This is a genomic window from Pseudomonas helleri (assembly GCF_001043025.1).
In the GTDB taxonomy this organism is placed as follows: Bacteria; Pseudomonadota; Gammaproteobacteria; order Pseudomonadales; family Pseudomonadaceae; genus Aquipseudomonas; species Aquipseudomonas helleri.
Genome location: NZ_JYLD01000011.1, coordinates 90327 through 107139, shown reverse-complemented (window position 1 = coordinate 107139; position 16813 = coordinate 90327). Strand labels below are relative to the sequence as shown.

Here is a 16813-nt window from a genome sequence, read left to right as displayed (position 1 = left end):
GGCGATGCAAATCAAAGTGCTGCTGGTCGAGGATGACCGCGCCTTGCGTGAAGCGCTGGCCGACACGTTGTTGTTGGCCGGTCACGACTTCAAGGCCGTAGGCTCTGGCGAAGAAGCGCTGCACGCGGTGGCGGGCGAAGCTTTCAGCCTGGTAGTCAGCGACGTCAACATGCCGGGCATGGACGGCCACCAACTGCTGGGCCGCCTGCGCGCCAGTCATCCGCAGTTGCCGGTGCTGTTGATGACCGCCCACGGCGCGGTAGAACGCGCCGTCGATGCGATGCGCCAGGGTGCTGCGGATTACTTGGTCAAGCCGTTTGAACCCAAGGCCTTGCTTGATCTGGTGGCGCGCCATGCGCTGGGCAGCCTGAGCGCGGCAGACAGCGAAGGCCCGGTGGCGGTTGAACCGGCCAGCACGCAGCTGTTGGCGCTGGCAGCGCGGGTGGCCAAAAGTGACTCGACGGTGTTGATTTCCGGGGAGTCGGGCACCGGTAAAGAAGTGCTGGCGCGTTACATTCACCAGCATTCCAGCCGGATCGATCAGCCGTTCGTGGCGATCAACTGTGCGGCGATTCCGGACAACATGCTCGAAGCCACCTTGTTTGGCCACGAAAAAGGCTCGTTTACCGGCGCCATTGCAGCGCAGGCGGGCAAGTTCGAACAGGCCGACGGCGGCACCTTGCTGCTCGACGAAATCTCGGAAATGCCCCTGGGCCTGCAAGCCAAGTTGCTGCGGGTGTTGCAGGAGCGTGAGGTAGAACGCGTGGGCGGGCGCAAACCCATTGCCCTGGATATCCGCGTGATCGCCACCACCAACCGTGACCTGGCCGGGGAAGTGGCGGCGGGGCGCTTCCGTGAAGATTTGTACTATCGATTGTCGGTGTTCCCGCTGGCCTGGCGCCCGTTGCGCGAACGCACCGCCGATATCGTGCCGTTGGCCGAGCGGCTGCTGGCCAAGCACATCAGCAAAATGAAGCATGCCCCGGTGCGTTTCTCGGCGCAGGCCCAGGCGTGCCTGGTGGGTTACCCGTGGCCGGGCAATGTGCGTGAACTGGACAACGCAATCCAGCGGGCGCTGATCCTGCAACAAAGCGGCTTGATTGAAGCGGCCGACTTCTGCCTGGCCGGGCCGGTGACGTACGCGCCGCTGCCTGCGGTGGCGCCGGTCGAGTCGTCCGGCGCGTTGGGCGACGACCTGCGTCGCCATGAGTTTGAAATGATCATCGACACCTTGCGTGCCGAGCGGGGGCGGCGCAAAGAAGCGGCCGAACGCCTGGGCATCAGCCCGCGCACCTTGCGCTACAAGCTGGCGCAAATGCGTGACGCCGGAATGGATGTCGAGGCGTACCTGTTTGCCGCAACGTGACGGTGCATCCCCCTGTAGGAGCGAGCTTGCCTCGCGATCTTTTGCTTTTAAAGATCAAGAGATCGCGAGGCAAGCTCGCTCCTACAGGGTGTGTTTAGTTCGGTTTTTGCGATGTTTTGTAACGTTAATCGTGCGAAAACGACAAAGAGCTGGCACCCTTGTTGCTATACCTCACTACGAGCAGTGAAAGTGTCAAAAAAATGCGGGTCGGCGGAGGCCATAGTCCATGAGCCAAGGTATTGAATTTAATCGATTGATGTTGGATATGCGGGCCATGCAAATGGACGCCATGGCCCAACCGAAATCGGCTGTGCAGGCCGCTCCTGAAGCGGGTGCACCGAGCTTCTCCGACATGCTCGGCAACGCGATCAACAAGGTCAGCGAGACGCAGCAAGCGTCGTCGCAGCTGTCCAACGCGTTCGAAATCGGTAAAAGCGGTGTCGACCTGACCGACGTGATGGTTGCCTCACAAAAGGCCAGCGTGTCTTTCCAGGCGATCACGCAAGTGCGTAACAAGCTGGTTCAGGCGTACCAAGACATCATGCAGATGCCGGTTTAAGGGCGATATTAAGTCATGGCAGATGCACTTCCGGAAAACGTTCCGGCCAAGTCAGGCCTGGGTGGCGGCAAAGGGCCGCTGTTCGGCTTGTCCTTTCTGGACAACCTGGCCGAGATGACCATGTTGCGTCAGGTCGGCCTTATGGTCGGTCTGGCAGCGAGCGTGGCGATAGGTTTTGCCGTGGTGTTGTGGTCGCAACAGCCCGATTACCGGCCGCTGTACGGCAGCCTGGCCGGGATGGACGCCAAGCAGGTCATGGAAACCCTGGCCGCCGCTGATATTGCCTACACTGTTGAACCCAATTCCGGCGCCTTGCTGGTCAAGGCCGATGACGTCTCACGGGCGCGGCTCAAGCTCGCGGCCGCAGGCGTCACCCCTTCAGACGGCAACATCGGCTTCGAAATCCTCGACAAAGACCAGGGCCTGGGCACCAGCCAGTTTATGGAAGCCACGCGCTATCGCCGTGGTCTGGAAGGCGAACTGGCGCGGACCATTTCCAGCCTCAACAACATCAAGGCTGCCCGCGTGCACCTGGCGATCCCGAAAAGCTCGGTGTTCGTGCGCGATGAACGCAAGCCCAGCGCCTCGGTGCTGGTGGAGCTGTACCCCGGCCGCTCGCTGGAGCCAGGCCAGGTGATGGCGATCATCAACCTGGTGGCCACCAGCGTGCCGGAACTGATCAAGTCCCAGGTCACCGTGGTCGACCAAAAGGGCAATCTGCTTTCAGATCAGGCAGAGAACTCCGAGCTGACCATGGCCGGCAAGCAATTTGACTACAGCCGGCGCATGGAAGGCATGCTCACCCAACGCGTGCATAACATCTTGCAACCGGTGCTGGGCAATGATCGCTACAAGGCTGAAGTCTCGGCAGACGTTGATTTCAGCTCGGTCGAATCCACCTCCGAGCAGTTCAACCCTGACCAGCCCGCCTTGCGCAGCGAGCAATCCACCAACGAACAACGCACCGCCAGCAACGGCCCGCAAGGCGTACCGGGGGCGTTGAGCAATCAGCCGCCAGCCCCGGCCACCGCGCCGCAGCAAACCGGCCAGGCCGGGGCGGCGGGCGCAGGCATGGTGCAACCGGGCCAGCCGCTGCTCGATGCCAACGGCCAGCAAATCATGGACCCGGCCACCGGCCAACCGATGCTGGCGCCGTACCCGGCCGACAAACGCTCGCAGTCGACCCGCAACTTTGAGCTCGACCGCTCCATCAGCCACACCAAACAGCAGCAGGGCAAAGTCAATCGCCTGTCGGTGGCCGTGGTCATCGATGATCAGGCCATCGTCAACCCGGCCAACGGCGAAGTCACCCGCACTCCGTGGAGCGCCGATCAATTGGCGCGCTTCACCCGCCTGGTGCAGGACGCCGTGGGCTTTGATGCCAGCCGCGGTGACAGTGTGAGCGTGATCAACGTGCCGTTCTCCTCCGAGCGTGGCGAAGTGATTGCCGATATTCCGTTCTACTCGCAGCCCTGGTTCTGGGATGTGGTCAAGCAAGTGCTGGGCGTGCTGTTCATTCTGGTGCTGGTGTTTGGCGTGCTGCGCCCGGTGCTCAACAACATCACCGGCAATGGCCGCAACAAGCAGGTGGCGGGTATTGGCAGCGATGCCGAAATGGCCGGCATGGGCGGTCTGGACGGTGAGCTGGCCAACGACCGCGTGAGCCTGGGCGGGCCACAAAGCATCATGTTGCCGAGCCCGAGCGAAGGCTATGACGCACAACTGAATGCCATCAAGAGTCTGGTAGCCGAAGACCCGGGCCGCGTGGCCCAGGTCGTCAAAGAGTGGATCAACGCCGATGAGTGATAACCGAGCTGCCGCCAATGCCAAGCTGACCCGGGTCGACAAGGCAGCGATTTTGCTGCTGTCGCTGGGCGAAGCCGATGCCGCGCAAGTATTGCGGCACATGGGGCCCAAAGAAGTGCAGCGCGTGGGTGTGGCGATGGCGCAGATGCGCAACGTGCACCGAGAGCAAGTCGAGCAGGTAATGAGTGAGTTCGTCGAAATCGTCGGCGATCAGACCAGCCTCGGCGTCGGCTCTGACAGCTACATCCGCAAAATGCTCACCTCGGCCCTCGGCGAAGACAAGGCCAATGGCCTGATCGACCGTATTCTGCTGGGCGGCAACACCAGCGGCCTCGACAGCCTGAAGTGGATGGAGCCGCGCGCCGTGGCCGACGTGATCCGCTTCGAACACCCGCAAATCCAGGCCATCGTGGTGGCCTACCTCGACCCCGATCAGGCGGGCGAAGTGCTCGGCCATTTCGATCAGAAGGCGCGGCTGGACATCATTCTGCGCGTGTCCTCGCTCAACACCGTGCAACCGGCGGCGTTGAAAGAGCTCAACCAGATCCTCGAGAAGCAGTTCGCCGGTAACTCCAACGCGGCGCGTACTTCGCTGGGCGGGATCAAGCGGGCCGCCGACATCATGAACTTCCTCGACAGCTCGATGGAAGCGCAGTTGATGGACTCGATTCGCGACATCGACGAAGACCTGTCCGGGCAGATCGAAGACCTGATGTTCGTCTTCAACAACCTAGCCGATGTTGACGATCGCGGCATTCAGGCGCTGCTGCGCGAAGTGTCTTCGGACGTGTTGGTGCTGGCGCTCAAGGGTTCGGACGACAACGTTCAGGACAAAATCTTCAAGAACATGTCCAAGCGCGCGGCCGAGCTGCTGCGCGACGACCTGGAAGCCAAAGGCCCGGTGCGCGTCAGCGATGTCGAAACCGCGCAAAAAGAAATCCTCACCATTGCCCGCCGTATGGCCGAAGCCGGAGAAATCGTTCTCGGCGGGAAGGGCGGCGAAGAGATGATCTAAGTGAGCAACGGCGAGTCACCCGGGGATGTAATTCGTGCCAAGGATGTCGGTGCGTTCGACGTATGGGGGCTGCCCAGTTTTGACCCCTGGCAGGAAGAGCCCGAAGCACCCGAGCCGGAACCGGTTGAAGAACTGCCCGCCGACAGCGAAGAAGTGCCGCTCGAAGAAGTCCAGCCGCTGACCCTCGAAGAACTCGAAAGCATCCGCCAGGAAGCCTGGAACGAAGGCTTTGCCACCGGCGAAAAAGAAGGGTTTCACAGCACTCAGCTCAAAGTACGCCAGGAAGCCGAAGTGGCCTTGAATGCCAAGGTCGCCAGCCTGGAACGCTTGATGGGCAGCCTGCTGGCGCCGTTGGCCGAGCAGGACCAGCAGCTTGAAAAAGCCATGGTCGGGCTGGTCGAGCACATGACCCGGCTGGTGATCCAGCGCGAACTCAAAACCGACTCAAGCCACATCGAGCAAGTGCTGCGCGACGGCTTGAAACTGCTGCCGATGGGCGCCGACAACATCCGTCTGTTTATCAACCCGCAAGACTTTGACCAGATCAAGGCCCTGCGCGAGCGTCATGACGAACGCTGGAAAATTGTCGAAGACGACAGCCTGCAACCGGGCGGCTGCCGCATCGAGACCGAACACAGCCGCATCGACGCCAGCATCGAAACGCGGATCAAACTGGCGATGAGCCAACTGTTTGATCAACTGCACGAGCAGTCGCTGCACCCGGCCGCGCCGGACATCGACGTCGACCTGGACCAACCCCATGCGCCTTAAGCGCACCAGCTTCGCCAAGCGCCTGAGCGGCTACGCCCCGGCGGTGGCTTTACCGGCCCAGCCGGTGGTCGAAGGGCGGCTGTTGCGCATGGTCGGCCTGACCCTCGAAGCCGAAGGCCTGCGCGCCGCCATGGGCAGCCGCTGCCTGGTGATCAACGACGACCTGTTTCATCCGGTTGAAGTCGAAGCCGAAGTGATGGGCTTTTCTGGCAGCAAAATCTTCCTGATGCCGGTGGGCAGCGTGGCCGGGATCGCGCCGGGTGCCCGCGTGGTGCCCTTGGCTGACACCGGCCGCTTGCCGATGGGCATGAGCATGCTCGGCCGGGTGCTCGACGGCGCGGGCCGCGCCCTGGACGGCAAAGGCTTGATGAAAGCCGAAGACTGGGTGCCGATGGACGGCCCGACCATCAACCCGCTCAAGCGCGACCCCATCAGCGTGCCGCTGGACGTGGGCATTCGCAGCATCAACGGATTATTGACGGTCGGCCGTGGCCAGCGTCTTGGCCTGTTTGCCGGTACCGGCGTGGGCAAGAGTGTGCTGTTGGGCATGATGACGCGCTTTACCGAGGCCGACATTATCGTGGTGGGCCTGATCGGTGAGCGGGGCCGTGAGGTGAAGGAATTTATCGAGCACATTCTCGGTGAAGAAGGCCTCAAGCGTTCTGTGGTGGTTGCCTCACCTGCCGACGATGCGCCGCTGATGCGTTTGCGCGCGGCCATGTACTGCACGCGGATTGCCGAATACTTTCGCGACAAGGGCAAAAACGTCCTGCTGCTGATGGACTCGCTGACCCGTTTTGCTCAGGCCCAGCGGGAAATTGCCCTGGCCATTGGCGAACCGCCCGCGACCAAGGGCTACCCGCCGTCGGTGTTCGCCAAGCTGCCCAAACTGGTGGAGCGCGCCGGTAATGCCGAGGCCGGAGGTGGCTCGATTACTGCGTTTTATACCGTGTTGTCCGAAGGCGATGACCAGCAAGACCCGATTGCCGACTCGGCGCGGGGCGTGCTCGACGGGCACATCGTGCTGTCGCGGCGTTTGGCCGAAGAGGGCCATTACCCGGCCATCGACATTGAAGCGTCCATCAGCCGGGTCATGCCGTCGGTGGTCAGCGCCGAGCACATGCGCCGGGCGCAGCAATTCAAACAACTGTGGTCACGCTTCCAGCAAGCGCGGGACTTGATCAGCGTGGGCGCCTACGTGGCCGGCGGCGACCGTGAAACCGACACCGCAATTGCCCTGCAACCGGCCATGGTCGCGTACCTGCGCCAAGGCCTGAACGACAACATCAGCCTGGGCGAAAGCGGCGGCCACCTGGCCAGCCTGTTCGCCCCGGCGGCGGGTGGTTAATCGATTATGGCGAGCGGAGGAAGGGCGGCGCGTCTGGCGCCGGTGGTCGAAATGGCCGAAAAAACCGAAAAGGCAGCCGCCCAGCGATTGGGCCACTTTCAGGGCCAAGTCAATCTGGCCAACAGCAAGCTGGGCGACCTTGAAAACTTTCGGGGCGAATACCAGGCGCAATGGGTCGAGCGCGGCAGCCAGGGCGTAACCGGCCAATGGCTGCGCAACTATCAATACTTTCTGGGCCAGCTTGAAACCGCGGTGGGCCAGCAACGCCAAAGCCTGCAATGGCATGAAAACAACCTCAACAAAGCCCGCGAATCCTGGCAACAGGCCTACGCCAGGGTTGAAGGGTTGCGCAAACTGGTCCAGCGCTACGCCGACGAAGCGCGCCAGCTTGAAGACAAGCGCGAGCAAAAACTGATGGACGAACTGTCCCAGCGCCTGCCACGCAAAGAAGTCTACTAATCCCGCATGCCCTGTAGGAGCGAGCTTGCCTCGCGATCTTGTTGATCATTTAAAAGATCGCGAGACAAGCTCGCTCCTACAGCCTGCGCAGGTTTTCAGAGCGTCTATAGTTCAGGTCAATCGATACCTGAACCAGGAGCTACCCCATGGCCGTGACTTCTCACGTTTCAGCCGACGGCAACCAACTGACCATCGCCATCAAGGGGCGGTTTGATTTTGCCAAGCATCAAGACTTTCGTGCTGCTTACGAAAAAAACGACCCCATACCCGAGTCGATTGTCGTGGACTTGAAAGAGGCCACCTACATCGACAGCTCCGCCCTGGGCATGCTGTTGCTGCTGCGCGATCACGCCGGTGGCGATGAAGCCGAGATTCAAGTGGTCAACAGCAGCAACGATGTGCGCAAAACCTTCGAGATATCCAATTTCGACCAGTTGTTCGACATCAAGTGAACCCGCCCCAGGCTCGCGGCCTGACGATATTGATCGCCGAAGACAGCGCTGCGGACCGGCTGTTGCTGGCCACTATCGTGCAGCGCCTGGGCCATACCGTGTTGCTGGCCAGCAACGGTGCCGAGGCCGTGGAGGTCTTCCGCCAGCAGCGCCCGCATCTGGTGCTGATGGATGGCCTGATGCCGGTGATGGACGGCTTTGAGGCGACGCGCCAGATCAAGGCGCTGGCCGGTGAAGTGCTGGTGCCGATCATCTTCCTGACTTCACTCAATCACGCCGATGCATTGACCCGCACCCTGGAGGCGGGCGGTGATGATGTGTTGCTCAAGCCGTATAACCCGATGCTGCTGGCCGCCAAGATCACTGTCATGGATCGCCTGCGGCGCTTGCAAGACACCGTGTTGCAGCAACGTGACCAGATCGCCCGGCACAATGTGTATTTGCTCAATGAGCAGCGTGTGGCCAAGGCGGTGTTTGACCGGGTGGCCCATGAGGGCTGCCTGAGCGCCCCGAATATCCAGTATCGGCAGTCGCCGTACGCCTTGTTCAACGGCGACTTGCTGCTTGCTGCCCACACGCCTTCGGGTGATACCCATCTGCTGCTGGCCGACTTTACCGGTCATGGATTGCCGGCAGCCATTGGTGCGATGCCCTTGTCTGAGGTGTTCTACAGCATGACGGCCAAGGGCTATGGCCTGGGCGAAATGCTCCGTGAAATGAATGCCAAGCTCAAACGCATCCTGCCGGTCGACATGTTCTGCTGCGCCCACGTGGTCTGTGTCAGTGCGCTGAGGCGCAGCCTTGAAGTGTGGAGCGGGGGAATGCCCGACGGCTATTTGCACACCCAGGCTACGGGGCAGCGCACCGCGCTCAGCTCGCAGCATTTACCGCTGGGGGTGTTGAAGGCCAAGGCGTTTGACCATTCGACCCGGGTGCTGCCCATGCTGCCCGGCGATCAATTGTTCTTGCTCACCGATGGCGTGACCGAAACCACTGGCCCGGATGAACAGCTGTTTGGTGCGCAACGGTTGCAGCGCGTGCTGGAGGCCAATCGCGACCCGCAGCACCTGATCGATGAAGTCGAGCAGGCGTTGCGGCAGTTTCAGGGGCAGATTCGCGATGACGTCAGCATGGTGCAGATCACCTCGCAGGTTGCGCAGCGCCTGGGGATGCCCGCGATGCTCTACACCGACAGCGGCCAATGCAGTCCGCTCGACTGGTCTGCCCGTTTCGAATTCCGAGCGTCGACGCTGCAACAGTTCAACCCGCTGCCTTATTTGCTGCACATGCTGATGGAGGTGCATGGCCTGCGTGCGCAGGGCGCTCAGATCCATGCGGTGCTGTCCGAGCTGTACAGCAATGCGCTGGAACATGGCGTGCTTGGGCTGGATTCACGGCTCAAGCGAGACGCTAAAGGTTTTGCAAGATATTACGAATTGCGCAATCAGCGTCTGATTGCGTTAAAAAGTGGTTTCGTGCGTGTGGCTATGTGCGTGGTGCCCGAGCGCCAGGGTGGTCGCCTGACACTGCACGTAGAAGACAGCGGGCCGGGCTTTGACGTCGCCAGCATGCTGGCCAGACCGCTTGATCTCGACCGTTTGTCGGGGCGCGGTTTGAGTCTGGTGCGCCAGCTCTGCCCGTCCGCGCGGTGGTCCGACGAGGGTCGTACAGCGACCGTAGAGTTTTTATGGGAGGCTCTGGCATAATCCGAGCATTCTTGATCAAGGAGTGAACAAGTGTCTGAAATTCATAATGGACAAGTACCTGCAATTCATATGGATGAGCAAGTCATCAGTTCGTTGCGCGAGGTGATGGAAGAGGGGTTTGCAGACCTGCTGGACACCTTTCTCTCGGACTCCGAAGAACGTATCGACCAATTGCACAATGCCCAGGAAGCCCGCGACCTGACCCTGGTTGCGCACAGCTTCAAAGGCAGCAGCAGCAACATGGGCGCCACCCGCCTGGCGTTGTTGTGCGGTCAGCTCGAAGAGCGTGCGCAAAAGAAGCAACTGGCGGACATCAAAGAGCTGGTCATCGAAATCAATGACGAATACCAAATGGTCCGCCAGCTGTATCGTGCCGAGCGCCAGCGGGTGAGCGTCTCCAGTTACCTCTCGGGCAACTGACGGCAAAGCTGGCCCGAACCTTGCTCTGTCTCTTCCACCTGTACCGATGCCTGCCGTACAGCGGAGACTTTGCCAATGCCACTCGCCGCCAACCCGTTCCTTCAGACACCTGCCGTCGCTGCGTCCAAAGCCGCAACGGGCAAAGCTGCACAGCCTGACGTCGAGCCCGTAAAAACAGGGGGCGAGCCGTTTTCCAGGGTCTATGCCAAAGCGTCTGACGCCACCTCGGGTGTCACCAGCAGCAAGCCTGCCATAACACGCGATGCGAGCAATAACAGCACTGCAAACCCATCGCCTGCTGTTGCCGATAGCGGCAAACCCTTGCCTGCTGGCAAGTCTCAAAGCACCGATCAAGATGACACGCCGGTCAAACCTGACGACGGCCTGCCGACTGCCGATACCACACCCCCTGCTGTGCAAACGCCACCGGCGGTAGCGCAAACCCCTGCGCCTGTTGCCCCGGCACAGCCTGATGAGCAAGCTGCGCAACTGGCCGCCGCGAACATGGCCGTGCAAGCGCCGCCACCGCCTGTGGTGGATGACACCTTTGACCCACAAGCCGACCCGCTGGATGACATGCCCGCTGTGCGCCTGGCCATGGAGCAGGGCGGCCATGTGTCCGCCAGCAGCCAGTCACCGGCGAAAAATGCTCAACCCGACACCCCGGCCAATGCGAGCCAGGGCCAGCCGAACGCGATTGCGCAGATGCTTGAGCCCAAAGCCGACGCCTCCAGTACGGGTGAGGGCGGTGAAAAAGCCTTCAAGGGGCTGGTGGATGACGGCCTTAAAGACCTCAAAAGCGCTTCCAGCGACACCCGCGTCGATGACTTTGCCAACCGTCTGGCTGCGCTGACTCAGGCGGCCGTGCCGAAAACCGCGAATGCGCTGCCGGTCAACCAGCCGCTGGCCATGCACCAGAGCGGCTGGTCAGAAGAAATCGTCAACCGAGTGATGTACCTGTCCAGCGCCAACCTCAAATCCGCCGACATCCAATTGCAGCCGGCGGAGCTTGGGCGCCTGGATATTCGCGTCAACGTCGCGGCGGACCAGTCCACGCAAGTCAACTTTGTCAGCGGCCATGCGGCCGTGCGAGAAGCGCTGGACAGCCAGATGCACCGCCTGCGCGACATGCTCGCCCAGCAGGGCATGGGCCAGGTCGACGTCAATGTGTCGGACCAGTCGCGCAATTGGCAGGGCCAAGGTCAGGAGCAACAAGGCCAGCAGCGCTCCCGGGCCAGTGGCGCGCGCCTTGACGACGACACGCCGTTAGCCGCCGCCGAACCCGTCGCCCCCAGCATCGTGCTGGGCACCAGCGCCGTGGACTACTACGCCTGAACCCCAAGTGGCCTTGTAGGAGCGAGCTTGCCTCGCGATCTTTTGATCTTTTAAAAGATCGCAGCCTGCGGCAGCTCCTCCAGTTCTGGCATAACACTTGCTCTGCCTAGTCATGCACCTGTGAAAACCCAAAAGTGACGGATTATTGGCATGGCGACGACCGACGCACCGAAAGACCCCGCCGATAAAGGCAAACTCAAGCTGATTATTCTGGTGGTCGTGGCGCTGTTGCTGGCCATCGGCCTGTCGGTGGGGGCTACCTGGTTTTTCATGAGCGGCGAGAAAAGCGCCGCGCCGCCTGTGGTGGACGCCAACATCAAGCGCCCGGCCATCTACGAGCCGCTGCCACCCGCTTTTGTGGTCAACCTCAATGACAACGGCCGCCAGCGCTATCTGCAAGTGAGCATCACCTTGCAGGCGCGGGATCAAAATGACCTCAATGCGCTCAAGGTGCATATGCCGGTGATCCGCAACAACCTGGTCATGCTGTTCTCCGGACAGACCTTTGACAGCCTCGCCACTCCGGTGGGGCAGGAAATGTTGCGTCAGAAAGCCACTGCGAGCGTGCAGGAAGTGGCGCAAAAAGAACTCGGCAAAGTGGTTATTGATCAGGCCCTCTTTACTAACTTTGTATTGCAGTAGGACACGACATGGCCGTGCAAGACCTGCTGTCCCAGGATGAGATCGACGCGCTGCTGCATGGCGTCGATGACGGTCTGGTACAGGCCGAGGCGGCTGCCGAACCCGGCAGCGTCAAAAGTTACGACCTGACCAGTCAGGACCGGATTGTCCGGGGCCGCATGCCGACCCTGGAAATGATCAACGAGCGTTTCGCCCGCTATACCCGCATCAGCATGTTCAACATGCTGCGCCGCTCGGCAGATGTGGCGGTGGGCGGCGTGCAGGTGATGAAGTTCGGTGAATACGTGCACTCGCTGTACGTGCCCACCAGCCTCAACCTGGTCAAGATCAAGCCGTTGCGCGGCACCGCGCTGTTCATCCTCGACGCCAAGCTGGTGTTCAAGCTGGTGGACAACTTTTTTGGTGGCGACGGCCGTCACGCCAAAATCGAAGGCCGCGAATTCACCCCCACCGAATTGCGCGTCGTGCGCATGGTGCTGGAGCAGGCCTTCGTCGATTTGAAAGAAGCCTGGCAGGCGATCATGGAAGTCAATTTCGAGTACATCAACTCGGAAGTGAACCCGGCCATGGCCAACATCGTCGGCCCCAGCGAAGCGATTGTGGTGTCGACCTTCCACATCGAACTCGATGGCGGTGGCGGCGACCTGCACGTGACCATGCCGTACTCGATGATCGAGCCGGTGCGCGAAATGCTCGATGCCGGCTTTCAGTCAGACCTCGACGACCAGGACGAACGCTGGAGCAAAGCCCTGCGCGAAGACGTGCTGGACGTCAGCGTACCGCTGAGCGCCACTGTGGCCCGCCGCCAACTGCGCCTGCGCGACATTTTGCACATGGCGCCGGGGGACGTGATCCCGATCGAATTGCAGGACGAACTGGTGATGCGCGCCAATGGCGTGCCCACGTTCAAGGTCAAACTGGGTTCGCACAAAGGCAATCTGGCCTTGCAAGTGCTTGAACCCATCGTTCGGCGTTAAACACCGAACCCCCCCAATTGCTCAGTGAGGACACCTGATGGCTAACGAAAACGATACAAGCGCCGCCGACCAGGCGCTGGCCGATGAATGGGCCGCCGCGCTGGAAGAAACCGGCGATGTTGGCCAGGCCGATATCGACGCGCTGCTGGCCGCTGACGCCGCGCAAAAACCGGCGTCCAACCGCTTGCCTATGGAAGAGTTCGGCAGCGTGCCGCGCAACAACGACCCGGTGTCGCTGGACGGTCCCAACCTGGATGTGATTCTGGATATTCCGGTGTCGATTTCCATGGAAGTGGGCAGCACCGACATCAACATTCGTAACCTGCTGCAACTCAACCAGGGCTCGGTCATCGAACTCGATCGCCTGGCCGGTGAGCCGCTGGACGTGCTGGTTAACGGCACCCTGATTGCCCATGGCGAAGTGGTGGTGGTCAACGAAAAGTTTGGCATCCGTCTGACCGACGTGATCAGCCCAAGCGAACGCATCAAGAAGTTGCGCTAAGTGAAGCGGCTTCTCGGCGGTTTACTGGCGCTACCCTTGAGCGCCCTGGCAGCAGAGCCGGTGGCCAGCACCGCGAGCGCCGTTGCGCCCGTGGCCGCCAGCAGCCTGGGCGGCCAGTTGACGCAACTGGTGCTGGGTTTGCTGCTGGTGCTGGGGCTGATCTTTGCCCTGGCCTGGGTGCTGCGCCGGGTTCAGCAAGGAGGCGCGCGCCAGGGGCAAGTCATCGAACTGATCAGCTCGCGGGCCCTGGGCACCCGTGACCGGCTGGTGCTGGTGCAAGTGGGCAACGAGCAAATCCTGCTCGGCCTGACGCCGGGCCGCATCACCCCGCTGCATGTGCTCAAAGAGCCGGTTGCAGCGCCGGACACCACGCAACCGGCCACGCCTGAATTTGCCAAGCGGCTGATGGAAATCCTCGGCCAGCAAAAGGACAAGCCGTAATGCGTTTAGCTGTCGCACTGTTGTTGGCCTTGCTCGCGCCGGTCGCCTTGGCGGCCGACCCGTTGTCGATCCCGGCAATCACCCTGGGCACCGGCGCCAACGGGCAGCAGGAGTATTCGGTCAGCCTGCAAATCTTGCTGATCATGACCGCCCTGAGTTTTATCCCGGCGTTCGTGATGCTGATGACCAGTTTTACGCGGATCATCATCGTGTTTTCGATTCTGCGTCAGGCGTTGGGGCTGCAACAAACCCCGTCCAACCAGATCCTCACCGGCATGGCGCTGTTTTTGACCCTGTTCATCATGGCGCCGGTGTTTGACAAGGTGAACCGCGACGCCCTGCAGCCGTACCTGGCGGAAAAACTCACGGCCCAGGACGCGATCCTCAAGGCAGAAGGCCCGATCAAGGACTTTATGCTGGCGCAGACCCGCACCAGCGACCTTGAGCTGTTTATGCGCTTGTCCAAGCGTACCGACATCCCGACGCCCGACGCGGCGCCGCTGACCATTCTGGTCCCGGCCTTCGTCACTTCTGAGCTTAAAACTGCGTTCCAGATCGGCTTTATGATCTTCATTCCGTTCCTGATTATCGACCTGATGGTGGCCAGTGTGCTGATGGCCATGGGCATGATGATGCTCTCGCCGTTGATCATTTCGTTGCCGTTCAAAATCATGCTGTTCGTGCTGGTGGACGGTTGGGCGCTGATTATCGGCACCCTGGCCAGCAGTTTCGGCGGAGTCTGAGCCCATGACCCCAGAAGTCGCAGTCGACCTGTTTCGCAATGCGTTGTGGCTGACCACGATGATGGTCGCGGTGCTGGTGATCCCCAGTTTGCTGGTGGGTTTGCTGGTGGCGATGTTCCAGGCGGCGACGCAAATCAACGAACAGACCTTGAGCTTCTTGCCGCGTTTGCTGGTGATGCTGGTCACCCTGATCGTGGCCGGGCCATGGTTGGTGCAAACCTTTATGGAATACATCCTGCAGTTGTACGGCAGTATTCCGCAGTTGATCGGCTAAATGTCGCTGCTGGCCCTGACGGACGCGCAGATCAGTACCTGGGTCGCCAGCTTTATGCTGCCGCTGTTTCGGGTGGGCGCGGTGCTGGCCACCATGCCGATCATCGGTACCACGCTGGTGCCCAAGCGCATCAAGCTGTTTCTTGCCTTGGCAATCACCCTGGCGATCATGCCCAGCTTGCCGCCGCTGCCCACCGTCAACCCGCTGGACCTCAGTGGCCTGATGCTGATTGCCGAGCAAATTATTATCGGTGCCTTGCTCGGCTTCTCGTTGCAGCTGTTTTTTCAGGCGTTTGTGGTGGCCGGGCAAATCGTCGCGGTGCAGATGGGCATGGGCTTCGCCTCCATGGTCGACCCGGCCAACGGGGTCAACGTGGCGGTGATCGGGCAGTTTTTCACCATGCTGGTGAGCCTGCTGTTTTTGTCCATGAACGGTCACTTGGTGGTGTTTGAAGTGCTCACCGAGAGCTTCACCACGTTGCCGGTTGGCGGCGGGCTGATGACTAATCATTACTGGGAAATCGCCAACAAACTGGGCTGGGTCCTGGGCGCGGCCCTGTTGCTGGTGCTGCCGGCGATCACTGCTTTGTTGGTGGTCAACATCGCGTTTGGCGTCATGACCCGTGCGGCCCCGCAACTCAACATCTTCGCCATCGGTTTTCCTCTGACCCTGGTGCTGGGCATGGTCATTCTGTGGATCAGCATGGCCGACATTCTCAATCAGTATCAGCCGCTGGCCTCTGAGGCTTTGCAGTTTTTACGTGAACTGGCACAGGCGAAATAGCCATGGCAGAGAGCGAGAGCGGCGCCGATAAAACAGAAGACCCCACGGAGAAACGAAAAAAAGACTCCAGGGAAAAGGGCGAAATCGCGCGCTCTAAAGAACTCAATACCTTGGCGATCATGCTCGCGGGGTCGGCCGGGCTGCTGATTTTTGGCGGGGCGCTGGCCGAAGACCTGATGGAAGTGATGCGCTACAACTTCAGCATCAGCCGCGAGACCTTGTACAACACCGACTCCATGGCCGCCTTTTTGCTGCACTCGGGCAAAATCGCCCTGATCGCCTTGCAGCCGGTGCTGATCACCTTATTGATCGCCGCCATCGTCGGCCCCATCGCCCTCGGTGGCTGGCTATTTGCTGCGGGCAGCCTGGCACCCAAATTCAGCCGCATGAACCCGCTGGCGGGGCTTAAACGCATGTTCTCGGCCAAGGCGCTGGTGGAACTGCTCAAGGCGCTGGCCAAGTTTTTCATCATCTTGATCGTCGCCTTGCTGGTGTTGAAATCCGACATCGACGACCTGCTGCGCATCGCCCATGAGCCCCTGGAGCTGGCGGTGATCCACAGCCTGCAAGTGGTGGGCTGGAGTGCGTTGTGGATGGCCTGCGGGTTGATCTTGATTGCCGCCGTCGACGTGCCGGTGCAGTTGTGGGAAAGCCATAAGAAACTGCTGATGACCAAGCAGGAAGTGCGCGACGAACACAAGGACCAAGAAGGCCGGCCTGAAGTTAAACAGCGTATTCGCCAGGTGCAGCGCGAAATGTCCCAGCGCCGCATGATGAGCGCCATCCCTGATGCCGACGTGATCATCACCAACCCGACGCACTACGCCGTGGCCCTCAAATACGACCCCGAAAAGGGCGGGGCGCCGATGTTGCTAGCCAAGGGCAGCGACTTTTTGGCGCTGAAAATTCGAGAAATCGGCGCCAAGCACAACATCCTGCTGCTGGAGTCCCCGGCGCTGGCGCGCTCGATTTACCATTCCACCGAACTTGAACAGGAGATCCCGGCGGGCCTCTACCTGGCCGTGGCGCAGGTGTTGGCGTACGTCTACCAGATCCGCCAGCACCAGGCGGGCAAAGGCAAGCGGCCTGACCCGCTGAAAGACCTGCCGATTCCGCCGGATTTACGCCGCGATGACTAAATGTGAAGCCAAGAGCTGACAAGCGGTGAAAATTTGAAGACGGACTGTCATTTCTGACAGTAGAGGCTTTGCGCA

Annotated in this window: 19 protein-coding genes; all 19 read left to right on the top strand. The window is 60.9% G+C overall.

Annotated features, from left to right (window positions below):
- Positions 1 to 4 precede the first annotated feature (4 nt).
- The 19 genes from TU84_RS18170 (at position 5) to flhB (ending at position 16738) form a co-directional block, all read left to right on the top strand.
- A complete protein-coding gene (locus TU84_RS18170) occupies positions 5 to 1366 on the top strand; it encodes a sigma-54-dependent transcriptional regulator (protein WP_048371636.1) in 1362 nt (453 codons plus the stop codon).
- 226 nt (positions 1367 to 1592) lie between these two features.
- A complete protein-coding gene (gene fliE, locus TU84_RS18165; RefSeq protein ID WP_048371428.1) occupies positions 1593 to 1925 on the top strand; it encodes a flagellar hook-basal body complex protein FliE in 333 nt (110 codons plus the stop codon).
- 15 nt (positions 1926 to 1940) lie between these two features.
- Positions 1941 to 3731, top strand: coding sequence for a flagellar basal-body MS-ring/collar protein FliF (fliF, locus tag TU84_RS18160; protein WP_048371426.1), 1791 nt, complete (start codon positions 1941 to 1943; stop codon positions 3729 to 3731).
- Positions 3724 to 4746 (top strand): flagellar motor switch protein FliG, encoded by a 1023-nt coding sequence (gene fliG, locus TU84_RS18155; protein WP_048371424.1) that lies wholly within the window; start codon positions 3724 to 3726, stop codon positions 4744 to 4746. Before fliF ends, fliG begins: the two co-directional genes overlap by 8 nt.
- Positions 4747 to 5517 carry a flagellar assembly protein FliH gene (gene fliH, locus TU84_RS18150; protein ID WP_048371423.1) on the top strand — a complete coding sequence of 257 codons (771 nt, stop codon included), beginning with the start codon at positions 4747 to 4749 and terminating at the stop codon, positions 5515 to 5517.
- Positions 5507 to 6865, top strand: a complete 1359-nt coding sequence (gene fliI, locus TU84_RS18145; RefSeq protein ID WP_048371421.1) for a flagellar protein export ATPase FliI — start codon at positions 5507 to 5509, stop codon at positions 6863 to 6865. Before fliH ends, fliI begins: the two co-directional genes overlap by 11 nt.
- A 6-nt stretch (positions 6866 to 6871) precedes the next feature.
- Positions 6872 to 7324 carry a flagellar export protein FliJ gene (gene fliJ / locus TU84_RS18140; RefSeq protein ID WP_048371419.1) on the top strand — a complete coding sequence of 151 codons (453 nt, stop codon included), beginning with the start codon at positions 6872 to 6874 and terminating at the stop codon, positions 7322 to 7324.
- Positions 7325 to 7470: 146 nt separating this feature from the next.
- Positions 7471 to 7776 (top strand): STAS domain-containing protein, encoded by a 306-nt coding sequence (locus tag TU84_RS18135; protein ID WP_048371417.1) that lies wholly within the window; start codon positions 7471 to 7473, stop codon positions 7774 to 7776.
- Positions 7773 to 9482 carry an ATP-binding SpoIIE family protein phosphatase gene (locus TU84_RS18130; protein ID WP_174479337.1) on the top strand — a complete coding sequence of 570 codons (1710 nt, stop codon included), beginning with the start codon at positions 7773 to 7775 and terminating at the stop codon, positions 9480 to 9482. Before TU84_RS18135 ends, TU84_RS18130 begins: the two co-directional genes overlap by 4 nt.
- 69 nt (positions 9483 to 9551) lie before the next feature.
- The gene (locus tag TU84_RS18125; RefSeq protein WP_048371413.1) at positions 9552 to 9902 is read left to right on the top strand and encodes an Hpt domain-containing protein; all 351 of its coding nucleotides are present in this window, start codon (positions 9552 to 9554) and stop codon (positions 9900 to 9902) included.
- Positions 9903 to 9977: 75 nt separating this feature from the next.
- Positions 9978 to 11237, top strand: coding sequence for a flagellar hook-length control protein FliK (locus TU84_RS18120; RefSeq protein ID WP_048371411.1), 1260 nt, complete (start codon positions 9978 to 9980; stop codon positions 11235 to 11237).
- 150 nt (positions 11238 to 11387) lie between these two features.
- Positions 11388 to 11879, top strand: a complete 492-nt coding sequence (gene fliL, locus TU84_RS18115) for a flagellar basal body-associated protein FliL (protein WP_048371409.1) — start codon at positions 11388 to 11390, stop codon at positions 11877 to 11879.
- 8 nt (positions 11880 to 11887) lie between these two features.
- Positions 11888 to 12856: a flagellar motor switch protein FliM gene (fliM, locus tag TU84_RS18110; protein ID WP_048371407.1), complete on the top strand. Its 969-nt coding sequence runs from the start codon at positions 11888 to 11890 to the stop codon at positions 12854 to 12856.
- A gap of 37 nt (positions 12857 to 12893) precedes the next feature.
- Entirely contained in the window at positions 12894 to 13358 is a 465-nt protein-coding gene (fliN, locus tag TU84_RS18105) for a flagellar motor switch protein FliN (RefSeq protein ID WP_048371405.1), read from the top strand.
- Positions 13359 to 13799, top strand: coding sequence for a flagellar biosynthetic protein FliO (fliO, locus tag TU84_RS18100; protein WP_048371402.1), 441 nt, complete (start codon positions 13359 to 13361; stop codon positions 13797 to 13799).
- Complete coding sequence (gene fliP, locus TU84_RS18095; protein ID WP_048371400.1) at positions 13799 to 14542, top strand: flagellar type III secretion system pore protein FliP; 744 nt, start codon at positions 13799 to 13801, stop codon at positions 14540 to 14542. The genes fliO and fliP overlap by 1 nt, the downstream gene beginning before the upstream one ends.
- A 4-nt stretch (positions 14543 to 14546) precedes the next feature.
- Positions 14547 to 14816, top strand: a complete 270-nt coding sequence (gene fliQ, locus TU84_RS18090) for a flagellar biosynthesis protein FliQ (protein WP_016781562.1) — start codon at positions 14547 to 14549, stop codon at positions 14814 to 14816.
- Complete coding sequence (gene fliR, locus TU84_RS18085) at positions 14817 to 15599, top strand: flagellar biosynthetic protein FliR (RefSeq protein WP_048371396.1); 783 nt, start codon at positions 14817 to 14819, stop codon at positions 15597 to 15599.
- Positions 15600 to 15601: 2 nt separating this feature from the next.
- Entirely contained in the window at positions 15602 to 16738 is a 1137-nt protein-coding gene (gene flhB, locus TU84_RS18080) for a flagellar biosynthesis protein FlhB (protein WP_048371394.1), read from the top strand.
- The last annotated feature ends 75 nt before the right edge of the window (positions 16739 to 16813 follow it).

Excerpts from the sequence above, each read along its gene's own strand:
- TU84_RS18170 (WP_048371636.1), top strand. The coding sequence starts at position 5 with ATGCAAATCAAAGTGCTGCTGGTCGAGGATGACCGCGCCTTGCGTGAA.
- fliE (WP_048371428.1), top strand. The coding sequence starts at position 1,593 with ATGAGCCAAGGTATTGAATTTAATCGATTGATGTTGGATATGCGGGCC.
- fliF (WP_048371426.1), top strand. The coding sequence starts at position 1,941 with ATGGCAGATGCACTTCCGGAAAACGTTCCGGCCAAGTCAGGCCTGGGT.
- fliG (WP_048371424.1), top strand. The coding sequence starts at position 3,724 with ATGAGTGATAACCGAGCTGCCGCCAATGCCAAGCTGACCCGGGTCGAC.
- fliI (WP_048371421.1), top strand. The coding sequence starts at position 5,507 with ATGCGCCTTAAGCGCACCAGCTTCGCCAAGCGCCTGAGCGGCTACGCC.
- fliJ (WP_048371419.1), top strand. The coding sequence starts at position 6,872 with ATGGCGAGCGGAGGAAGGGCGGCGCGTCTGGCGCCGGTGGTCGAAATG.
- TU84_RS18135 (WP_048371417.1), top strand. The coding sequence starts at position 7,471 with ATGGCCGTGACTTCTCACGTTTCAGCCGACGGCAACCAACTGACCATC.
- TU84_RS18125 (WP_048371413.1), top strand. The coding sequence starts at position 9,552 with ATGGATGAGCAAGTCATCAGTTCGTTGCGCGAGGTGATGGAAGAGGGG.
- TU84_RS18120 (WP_048371411.1), top strand. The coding sequence starts at position 9,978 with ATGCCACTCGCCGCCAACCCGTTCCTTCAGACACCTGCCGTCGCTGCG.
- fliL (WP_048371409.1), top strand. The coding sequence starts at position 11,388 with ATGGCGACGACCGACGCACCGAAAGACCCCGCCGATAAAGGCAAACTC.
- fliM (WP_048371407.1), top strand. The coding sequence starts at position 11,888 with ATGGCCGTGCAAGACCTGCTGTCCCAGGATGAGATCGACGCGCTGCTG.
- fliN (WP_048371405.1), top strand. The coding sequence starts at position 12,894 with ATGGCTAACGAAAACGATACAAGCGCCGCCGACCAGGCGCTGGCCGAT.
- fliP (WP_048371400.1), top strand. The coding sequence starts at position 13,799 with ATGCGTTTAGCTGTCGCACTGTTGTTGGCCTTGCTCGCGCCGGTCGCC.
- fliQ (WP_016781562.1), top strand. The coding sequence starts at position 14,547 with ATGACCCCAGAAGTCGCAGTCGACCTGTTTCGCAATGCGTTGTGGCTG.
- fliR (WP_048371396.1), top strand. The coding sequence starts at position 14,817 with ATGTCGCTGCTGGCCCTGACGGACGCGCAGATCAGTACCTGGGTCGCC.
- flhB (WP_048371394.1), top strand. The coding sequence starts at position 15,602 with ATGGCAGAGAGCGAGAGCGGCGCCGATAAAACAGAAGACCCCACGGAG.